A 12,013-nucleotide genomic window follows, 5' to 3' on the forward strand; every position below is an offset into this window, starting at 1 on the left:
CCTCTGAAAATAGGGTCAAATTATCCGCGATAAAATTTAAACAGGCTCTTATTATACTCTTTATATTTTATAGTAACCTTTGGAAAAGACCGCGGTGTTTATTAATTTTAGGTTTTAAAAAATAAATTGATATGCCTGCAAAATTTATTACCACCAAGAAGACGGTTCCTTCCGGACCGGAAATGAAGGAACTGTATTGTGCCACCTGGTGAAAAACCGGGAAGTGAACCTCCACGAAATCGCCGAGGCCCTGTCCGAAAGCAGCACCCTGAACCCAGTGGACTGTTACGGGGTGATGGTAGGCATGGCCGCGCAGATTGCAAAACACCAGCAGGAGGGAAATGTCGTGAACATTGAATTTCTAGGCACTTTCAGGATCAGGGCCAAATCCACTGCGGTGGAATCTCCGGAACTGGTCTCCGAAAAAACGATTGGTAAACCCTCGGTCAACTTCCGCCCCTCTGTCCTGATGAAACAGCGGATTTCCAAAACACAGTTCGTACCTAAAAAATAGATTATTTCCCAATAACCGTCTGTTTGATATTCCCAAGTTTTACAGGAAAATAGAAATGCTGCCTTTCGATTTTAAAACCTAGGAAAGAATAACAAGCTAAAATAAAACTTTAGCAAGGAGGAATGCCTCACATTTCAAATGCTATAAAAACAAATAATCTACTGAAAGCCAGTAGATTATTGTTTGAGGTTGTTCCTCGTCACGAAGATAATGAAATTTGAAAGCAATTCACAACGGATCTGCTCCATAGGCAAAAGACTCAAACGTTGTTCCTCGTCACGAAGATAATGAAATTTGAAAGCAATTCACAACGATCTCAGCCTGGGAGCAGCACAGCAGATGGTTGTTCCTCGTCACGAAGATAATGAAATTTGAAAGCAATTCACAACGCATCTGCTCCAGCCCATGCTCTGTGACTCGTTGTTCCTCGTCACGAAGATAATGAAATTTGAAAGCAATTCACAACAAGGCGAACTGTGGACGATTGCGAGCCCGCGTTGTTCCTCGTCACGAAGATAATGAAATTTGAAAGCAATTCACAACAATGCCTGCAGGTGACAGTATCACTGCCAAGTTGTTCCTCGTCACGAAGATAATGAAATTTGAAAGCAATTCACAACAAAATCCATGACCAACCAAAATCAAATAAAGTTGTTCCTCGTCACGAAGATAATGAAATTTGAAAGCAATTCACAACTATAGACCGAATTGGTGAGATTCATTTCATGTTGTTCCTCGTCACGAAGATAATGAAATTTGAAAGCAATTCACAACGAGGCATCAGCATCCATGATGTTTGGAGTGGTTGTTCCTCGTCACGAAGATAATGAAATTTGAAAGCAATTCACAACCTCTCTGTATGCCTGCTCATTTCCATCTATGTTGTTCCTCGTCACGAAGATAATGAAATTTGAAAGCAATTCACAACGCAGGAAGCCGGGCGGATTATTCTTAATCTGTTGTTCCTCGTCACGAAGATAATGAAATTTGAAAGCAATTCACAACGGAAACAGCTTATTCAAATATTTTAAGCTAGTTGTTCCTCGTCACGAAGATAATGAAATTTGAAAGCAATTCACAACTGAGGCAAAGCAGAGGACTCCTGGAGCTGTGTTGTTCCTCGTCACGAAGATAATGAAATTTGAAAGCAATTCACAACAACACTTCTGGAGTTACTGATATGACATCTGTTGTTCCTCGTCACGAAGATAATGAAATTTGAAAGCAATTCACAACGCCCAAATCCATACTCCATTAGGAGAACAAGTTGTTCCTCGTCACGAAGATAATGAAATTTGAAAGCAATTCACAACTAATGATACCACCAGTCGGCAGCTTCATGAGTTGTTCCTCGTCACGAAGATAATGAAATTTGAAAGCAATTCACAACGTATTTACAGTTGTTTTCTCAACAGTTGAGGTTGTTCCTCGTCACGAAGATAATGAAATTTGAAAGCAATTCACAACAACACTTCTGGAGTTACTAATATGACATCTGTTGTTCCTCGTCACGAAGATAATGAAATTTGAAAGCAATTCACAACAAAAGCACACCAGTGAATATAGCAGTTGGAGTTGTTCCTCGTCACGAAGATAATGAAATTTGAAAGCAATTCACAACCACCTTATCGAAAACCTGAATAAGATAGTCGTTGTTCCTCGTCACGAAGATAATGAAATTTGAAAGCAATTCACAACCGTTAAAACAATCTCATAGAGCGAGTAATAGTTGTTCCTCGTCACGAAGATAATGAAATTTGAAAGCAATTCACAACTTACGATGGCGCAATACTCTTCTGGAATTTGTTGTTCCTCGTCACGAAGATAATGAAATTTGAAAGCAATTCACAACGATAAATTGTAATTGGTAGTAAAGTCTTCTGTTGTTCCTCGTCACGAAGATAATGAAATTTGAAAGCAATTCACAACTGTAATTCTCAACATACTGAACGCAATCAGGTTGTTCCTCGTCACGAAGATAATGAAATTTGAAAGCAATTCACAACGGATCAGCCGATTTCCTAAATATGGCAGATGTTGTTCCTCGTCACGAAGATAATGAAATTTGAAAGCAATTCACAACTAAGAATTGAAAGCGTTGGCGATTAATATAGTTGTTCCTCGTCACGAAGATAATGAAATTTGAAAGCAATTCACAACGGCGGTGCTGTCAAGAAATTTAGTCCATGAGTTGTTCCTCGTCACGAAGATAATGAAATTTGAAAGCAATTCACAACCTTATACGCGTTGTGACCTCAAAAAAGTCTGTTGTTCCTCGTCACGAAGATAATGAAATTTGAAAGCAATTCACAACACGGATGAGCAATACCCACAACCGATAGTAGTTGTTCCTCGTCACGAAGATAATGAAATTTGAAAGCAATTCACAACACCGCCTTTGCGTACCATGTTAAGCGCTGCGTTGTTCCTCGTCACGAAGATAATGAAATTTGAAAGCAATTCACAACTAAATTATTAGTTTACTATAACAATAAAAAGTTGTTCCTCGTCACGAAGATAATGAAATTTGAAAGCAATTCACAACCGACGATGATAGCTACAATCAAAGAAGAACGTTGTTCCTCGTCACGAAGATAATGAAATTTGAAAGCAATTCACAACAGGCAAAGGCTACTCAGATCAAAACATTTTGTTGTTCCTCGTCACGAAGATAATGAAATTTGAAAGCAATTCACAACAACCGCGCTCGTTGACATCACTACTTTTCCGTTGTTCCTCGTCACGAAGATAATGAAATTTGAAAGCAATTCACAACAGAGGACATGGAGAACCTTTTGGATATGCAGTTGTTCCTCGTCACGAAGATAATGAAATTTGAAAGCAATTCACAACATCTTTGTACCATGACAGTAGAGAAATATCGTTGTTCCTCGTCACGAAGATAATGAAATTTGAAAGCAATTCACAACCATTCCTGTAAAGAAGGCACGTAGCAAACCGTTGTTCCTCGTCACGAAGATAATGAAATTTGAAAGCAATTCACAACAAAATCTTGAGTGAGATCGATGAAGCCACCGTTGTTCCTCGTCACGAAGATAATGAAATTTGAAAGCAATTCACAACAAAAGCCAGCAACTATTTTCAATATCGGAGGTTGTTCCTCGTCACGAAGATAATGAAATTTGAAAGCAATTCACAACGGTTCTTCACCACCACCACCCGATGACGAGGTTGTTCCTCGTCACGAAGATAATGAAATTTGAAAGCAATTCACAACACATAAAGTTATCATATAATAATTATTAAGGTTGTTCCTCGTCACGAAGATAATGAAATTTGAAAGCAATTCACAACCTCGAAGCCGTTCTGTCAATTGACGATGAAGTTGTTCCTCGTCACGAAGATAATGAAATTTGAAAGCAATTCACAACCAGATGGGTTTTCTGACGTAATAACGGTGTGTTGTTCCTCGTCACGAAGATAATGAAATTTGAAAGCAATTCACAACAGTTTCCCGTCATCATCGAGCGCGTAAGATGTTGTTCCTCGTCACGAAGATAATGAAATTTGAAAGCAATTCACAACCGCTACTATATGCTCTGAATCTGTGCCTAAGTTGTTCCTCGTCACGAAGATAATGAAATTTGAAAGCAATTCACAACACGTATATTTGTCATTGCAACAGGTTTAATGTTGTTCCTCGTCACGAAGATAATGAAATTTGAAAGCAATTCACAACTGGTAGAGTAGTAGCCCCAACCTTCGGAATGTTGTTCCTCGTCACGAAGATAATGAAATTTGAAAGCAATTCACAACAAATGAGTGGATTACAGATTCATAAAAAATGTTGTTCCTCGTCACGAAGATAATGAAATTTGAAAGCAATTCACAACAAAGGATCTTAGATGAAAACAAACGGGATCGTTGTTCCTCGTCACGAAGATAATGAAATTTGAAAGCAATTCACAACAACACCCAACGCGTACCCTTTTATTTTGTCGTTGTTCCTCGTCACGAAGATAATGAAATTTGAAAGCAATTCACAACTGTAATTCCGGAATAATAACACGCGCGGCAGTTGTTCCTCGTCACGAAGATAATGAAATTTGAAAGCAATTCACAACTTTGAGAGAATAACGGGGTAAATTCTTTCAGTTGTTCCTCGTCACGAAGATAATGAAATTTGAAAGCAATTCACAACACCGAAATCATTTTGTCATATTTTTCTTCCGTTGTTCCTCGTCACGAAGATAATGAAATTTGAAAGCAATTCACAACAATTCACCCGGAAAGCCTGCGCACTTGGATGTTGTTCCTCGTCACGAAGATAATGAAATTTGAAAGCAATTCACAACGTAATGTTAAACAATTCTAGTTGATTTGAAGTTGTTCCTCGTCACGAAGATAATGAAATTTGAAAGCAATTCACAACTCCAGGTGAGCGAGGTCTTTCGGTTCTGGCGTTGTTCCTCGTCACGAAGATAATGAAATTTGAAAGCAATTCACAACTATTTATTGCGGAATGATAATCGGCAAACCGTTGTTCCTCGTCACGAAGATAATGAAATTTGAAAGCAATTCACAACGCGCGCTTCCTCTTGGTGGTCGCTCCATCGGTTGTTCCTCGTCACGAAGATAATGAAATTTGAAAGCAATTCACAACTGGATTGCCCGTTGGTAAATCTTTTGCAGGGTTGTTCCTCGTCACGAAGATAATGAAATTTGAAAGCAATTCACAACTTAAATCGTTACGTTCATGAGAAAAGAAATGTTGTTCCTCGTCACGAAGATAATGAAATTTGAAAGCAATTCACAACGCGCGCTTCCTCTTGGTGGTCGCTCCATCGGTTGTTCCTCGTCACGAAGATAATGAAATTTGAAAGCAATTCACAACCACTTAGACGAGCCTTGCAAAATCTTAAAAGTTGTTCCTCGTCACGAAGATAATGAAATTTGAAAGCAATTCACAACAACATTAATATGATACATAAATTCACCTGCGTTGTTCCTCGTCACGAAGATAATGAAATTTGAAAGCAATTCACAACCACTTAGACGAGCCTTGCAAAATCTTAAAAGTTGTTCCTCGTCACGAAGATAATGAAATTTGAAAGCAATTCACAACAGACTAAACCGACTATTAAAATCGTGTACGGTTGTTCCTCGTCACGAAGATAATGAAATTTGAAAGCAATTCACAACAATAGTTGTTTTCATTTAAATATTTTTACGGTTGTTCCTCGTCACGAAGATAATGAAATTTGAAAGCAATTCACAACTAGCCTTTTCAACTGCTGATTTAACGGTTTGTTGTTCCTCGTCACGAAGATAATGAAATTTGAAAGCAATTCACAACAACAAACGAATGGCAGCGGAACTTAAAATAGTTGTTCCTCGTCACGAAGATAATGAAATTTGAAAGCAATTCACAACCAAAAACGCCGCTATTAATGACGGGTTTGGGTTGTTCCTCGTCACGAAGATAATGAAATTTGAAAGCAATTCACAACAACGACTGAAGTTGACAGAAATATTTCATCGTTGTTCCTCGTCACGAAGATAATGAAATTTGAAAGCAATTCACAACTTTTGCTTTAACGCAACATCTTTTTCAAGAGTTGTTCCTCGTCACGAAGATAATGAAATTTGAAAGCAATTCACAACACTTTGACCGATATAAACTCTTTTAGAAGGGTTGTTCCTCGTCACGAAGATAATGAAATTTGAAAGCAATTCACAACTATCAGTGCGAAATACCCAACATAAAGTTTGTTGTTCCTCGTCACGAAGATAATGAAATTTGAAAGCAATTCACAACCATACAAAGGAATTGAAGGTGACGTTTATCGTTGTTCCTCGTCACGAAGATAATGAAATTTGAAAGCAATTCACAACCATACAAAGGAATTGAAGGTGACGTTTATCGTTGTTCCTCGTCACGAAGATAATGAAATTTGAAAGCAATTCACAACTAAATCTTTGGAGGTGTATATTCCAGAATTGTTGTTCCTCGTCACGAAGATAATGAAATTTGAAAGCAATTCACAACTGGATATGGCTTTGGCCGTGGTGGCGTATTGTTGTTCCTCGTCACGAAGATAATGAAATTTGAAAGCAATTCACAACTATGGTTGGAAAGTAGGTTATTATTCGCCTGGTTGTTCCTCGTCACGAAGATAATGAAATTTGAAAGCAATTCACAACATAATCACAATTGGGAAAAACCAATTGACAGTTGTTCCTCGTCACGAAGATAATGAAATTTGAAAGCAATTCACAACGCCCTTGGAGGGGCTTCTATTAAGGCTTACGTTGTTCCTCGTCACGAAGATAATGAAATTTGAAAGCAATTCACAACCGTGGACTTCAATCCTCATCAAAGGATAATGTTGTTCCTCGTCACGAAGATAATGAAATTTGAAAGCAATTCACAACCCTGAATAGTCTGTATTCTTCGTTAGTCATGTTGTTCCTCGTCACGAAGATAATGAAATTTGAAAGCAATTCACAACAGGTTTTTGTTTTTGAAAATGAAAATTATAGTTGTTCCTCGTCACGAAGATAATGAAATTTGAAAGCAATTCACAACATAAAGGCATAATTGAAGCTAAAAAGTAAAGTTGTTCCTCGTCACGAAGATAATGAAATTTGAAAGCAATTCACAACTGATTACACATTTATGTAATTTTAATTAGTGTTGTTCCTCGTCACGAAGATAATGAAATTTGAAAGCAATTCACAACCTTCCCATGTTTTCCGCTGTTTTTCGGCGTGTTGTTCCTCGTCACGAAGATAATGAAATTTGAAAGCAATTCACAACTGGAAGACCATCATTAACAACTAATCTATTGTTGTTCCTCGTCACGAAGATAATGAAATTTGAAAGCAATTCACAACAGGGACAACTAACGGAAAAGGATATCATCAGTTGTTCCTCGTCACGAAGATAATGAAATTTGAAAGCAATTCACAACAAGAAATCATTCCCGAAGCATTCAAAAAAGGTTGTTCCTCGTCACGAAGATAATGAAATTTGAAAGCAATTCACAACCCTATTCGCAATGATTTGTTCTTCTCTCAAGTTGTTCCTCGTCACGAAGATAATGAAATTTGAAAGCAATTCACAACCGATTTCTTGGGTACAGATATACCCGTTGGGTTGTTCCTCATCACGAAGATAATGAAATTTGAAAGCAATTCACAACAGATCGGAAGTGAACATTTATTTTTTTGCGGTTGTTCCTCGTCACGAAGATAATGAAATTTGAAAGCAATTCACAACAGAACGGAGCCTTATAAGGGGCTAAACTCAGTTGTTCCTCGTCACGAAGATAATGAAATTTGAAAGCAATTCACAACACATTAATATGATACATAAATTCACCTGCAGTTGTTCCTCGTCACGAAGATAATGAAATTTGAAAGCAATTCACAACCGGTGACATAAGTAAGAAATTTATACCTTCGTTGTTCCTCGTCACGAAGATAATGAAATTTGAAAGCAATTCACAACTTTTGCTTTAACGCAACATCTTTTTCAAGAGTTGTTCCTCGTCACGAAGATAATGAAATTTGAAAGCAATTCACAACTTAAATCGTTACGTTCATGAGAAAAGAAATGTTGTTCCTCGTCACGAAGATAATGAAATTTGAAAGCAATTCACAACGATACGCTTCACTGGAAATAATATCCCTGAGTTGTTCCTCGTCACGAAGATAATGAAATTTGAAAGCAATTCACAACTGTAATTCCGGAATAATAACACGCGCGGCAGTTGTTCCTCGTCACGAAGATAATGAAATTTGAAAGCAATTCACAACCGGTTTCTATGGTGATTATCATGGGTTTATTGTTGTTCCTCGTCACGAAGATAATGAAATTTGAAAGCAATTCACAACACTCCAGAAGAAGCGCAGGAATTAGCCGACGTTGTTCCTCGTCACGAAGATAATGAAATTTGAAAGCAATTCACAACTAATTATGAATGGAATAATGTAGGTAAAGGGTTGTTCCTCGTCACGAAGATAATGAAATTTGAAAGCAATTCACAACCCGCATTGGAAAGAAGTGCGCCAGTTGATAGTTGTTCCTCGTCACGAAGATAATGAAATTTGAAAGCAATTCACAACCACAGCAATAAAGGAAATAAAGGATAAAAAGTTGTTCCTCGTCACGAAGATAATGAAATTTGAAAGCAATTCACAACCATTTTATTGAGTTTTATAATGTGATTGTTGTTGTTCCTCGTCACGAAGATAATGAAATTTGAAAGCAATTCACAACGGTTATTTCCCATACCTATCATTAATATCAGTTGTTCCTCGTCACGAAGATAATGAAATTTGAAAGCAATTCACAACACCTGTTGGCGAAGGAAGAAAAGATAAGAAGTTGTTCCTCGTCACGAAGATAATGAAATTTGAAAGCAATTCACAACTGATGCAGCAACGGCACCAAAATTCTTATAGTTGTTCCTCGTCACGAAGATAATGAAATTTGAAAGCAATTCACAACTAAGGCTGAATCATTCAGAGAAGCGATTGAGTTGTTCCTCGTCACGAAGATAATGAAATTTGAAAGCAATTCACAACGATATGTTGAAAGAAGATAGATTCGCTGTAGTTGTTCCTCGTCACGAAGATAATGAAATTTGAAAGCAATTCACAACGGTTATTTCCCATATTTATCGTTAATATCAGTTGTTCCTCGTCACGAAGATAATGAAATTTGAAAGCAATTCACAACAGACTAAACCGACAATTAAAATCGTGTACGGTTGTTCCTCGTCACGAAGATAATGAAATTTGAAAGCAATTCACAACACAAAGATAAGTATATATTTCCTAATTATAGTTGTTCCTCGTCACGAAGATAATGAAATTTGAAAGCAATTCACAACAACACAACTCTCTTTTATCGGATTTGAAATGTTGTTCCTCGTCACGAAGATAATGAAATTTGAAAGCAATTCACAACGGAATTACACGACCTCCGAAACTTTCAAAAGTTGTTCCTCGTCACGAAGATAATGAAATTTGAAAGCAATTCACAACCATTAAGCTTCTGCTCCATACCAAAAAGCTGTTGTTCCTCGTCACGAAGATAATGAAATTTGAAAGCAATTCACAACTACTGCTTTGGTTTCGAATCTTTTTTTGAAGTTGTTCCTCGTCACGAAGATAATGAAATTTGAAAGCAATTCACAACGTGTTCCATCATTGTCATAATTGACAACATGTTGTTCCTCGTCACGAAGATAATGAAATTTGAAAGCAATTCACAACACGTCTGTAAAATCACCTGCTAAATGATTGGTTGTTCCTCGTCACGAAGATAATGAAATTTGAAAGCAATTCACAACGATTAAACCTCTGTATAAAGGTCTGTCTCTGTTGTTCCTCGTCACGAAGATAATGAAATTTGAAAGCAATTCACAACACAGATGAAAATGAAGTGGTAATTGATCCGGTTGTTCCTCGTCACGAAGATAATGAAATTTGAAAGCAATTCACAACGTTTCTCCGCTTAAAGTATTGTCTTTTTTAGTTGTTCCTCGTCACGAAGATAATGAAATTTGAAAGCAATTCACAACTTTGGGTCAAATGTTCATACAGCCAACAGCGTTGTTCCTCGTCACGAAGATAATGAAATTTGAAAGCAATTCACAACACCTATATTTGTCATTACTAAACAGATTTAGTTGTTCCTCGTCACGAAGATAATGAAATTTGAAAGCAATTCACAACTTATTATTCAGGCCTTCTTTGAATAATTTCGTTGTTCCTCGTCACGAAGATAATGAAATTTGAAAGCAATTCACAACGCATTTCTGTTCTAAAATGCTGAAACCGGAGTTGTTCCTCGTCACGAAGATAATGAAATTTGAAAGCAATTCACAACTGATGAATGGAGATTAATACAAGCGGATAAGTTGTTCCTCGTCACGAAGATAATGAAATTTGAAAGCAATTCACAACACAAAGATAAGTATATATTTCCTAATTATAGTTGTTCCTCGTCACGAAGATAATGAAATTTGAAAGCAATTCACAACTACATTTACGGCACTATTTATCATTCTTGAGTTGTTCCTCGTCACGAAGATAATGAAATTTGAAAGCAATTCACAACATTAATGAAATTCATTCCGTTGTGGGCTTCGTTGTTCCTCGTCACGAAGATAATGAAATTTGAAAGCAATTCACAACCAGAATCAAATAACAGAATTATGAAACTCAGTTGTTCCTCGTCACGAAGATAATGAAATTTGAAAGCAATTCACAACGACTATCCCACTGTATATACGGGGGATATTGTTGTTCCTCGTCACGAAGATAATGAAATTTGAAAGCAATTCACAACGAAGCTTTTCACGGTAAAGTAATAATCCATGTTGTTCCTCGTCACGAAGATAATGAAATTTGAAAGCAATTCACAACTACATCATCAGGAAACTTGACTCGGCATCTGTTGTTCCTCGTCACGAAGATAATGAAATTTGAAAGCAATTCACAACGAGTGGATAAAATTCTTTGTCAATCTCAAAGTTGTTCCTCGTCACGAAGATAATGAAATTTGAAAGCAATTCACAACAATTTATTTAGTTAAGGTTAAGAGAGTGATGTTGTTCCTCGTCACGAAGATAATGAAATTTGAAAGCAATTCACAACACACTTCCACGTGGTTAGCGGTAAATCGGGGTTGTTCCTCGTCACGAAGATAATGAAATTTGAAAGCAATTCACAACAACGAAGGCTTTCAAAAGTGAGGAAGTGGAGTTGTTCCTCGTCACGAAGATAATGAAATTTGAAAGCAATTCACAACAGCAGAGGAAAGAGTCGCGTTAATGATTACGTTGTTCCTCGTCACGAAGATAATGAAATTTGAAAGCAATTCACAACTGTTAGAGAATCAACATTAAAGACATTCGTGTTGTTCCTCGTCACGAAGATAATGAAATTTGAAAGCAATTCACAACTTGTTGAATGAAGGAAATAAACTTTTCGTAGTTGTTCCTCGTCACGAAGATAATGAAATTTGAAAGCAATTCACAACTCTAAAACCGCATTGTAATAATCTTCAAACGTTGTTCCTCGTCACGAAGATAATGAAATTTGAAAGCAATTCACAACGGTTTGCGGTATTATCCTTTGATGAGGATTGTTGTTCCTCGTCACGAAGATAATGAAATTTGAAAGCAATTCACAACAGCAAGCGGGTGTGCAACCCGGATTCAACGGTTGTTCCTCGTCACGAAGATAATGAAATTTGAAAGCAATTCACAACTTTTGCTTTAACGCAACATCTTTTTCAAGAGTTGTTCCTCGTCACGAAGATAATGAAATTTGAAAGCAATTCACAACCCCTTGGAGGGGCTTCTATTAAGGCTTACGGTTGTTCCTCGTCACGAAGATAATGAAATTTGAAAGCAATTCACAACCTAAATGGAGTGTTTCCATCTGTTAATTTGGTTGTTCCTCGTCACGAAGATAATGAAATTTGAAAGCAATTCACAACCGCTCATTTCCTTGAATCCC

The 12,013-nt window shown here is 37.1% G+C and carries 1 protein-coding gene and 1 CRISPR repeat array (1 of these 2 cut by a window edge); the gene reads left to right on the forward strand.

Annotated elements, in window-relative coordinates; genetic code table 11:
- Positions 1-223: 223 nt before the first annotated feature.
- Positions 224-514, forward strand: coding sequence for an HU family DNA-binding protein (locus QGN23_RS14065; RefSeq protein ID WP_282904873.1), 291 nt, complete (start codon positions 224-226; stop codon positions 512-514).
- 188 nt (positions 515-702) lie between these two features.
- A CRISPR array of direct repeats spans positions 703-12,013; the repeat unit is 47 nt; unit sequence GTTGTTCCTCGTCACGAAGATAATGAAATTTGAAAGCAATTCACAAC (it continues 2,675 nt past the right edge of the window).

Source organism: Chryseobacterium gotjawalense, from assembly GCF_030012525.1.
Lineage (GTDB): Bacteria > Bacteroidota > Bacteroidia > Flavobacteriales > Weeksellaceae > Kaistella > Kaistella gotjawalense.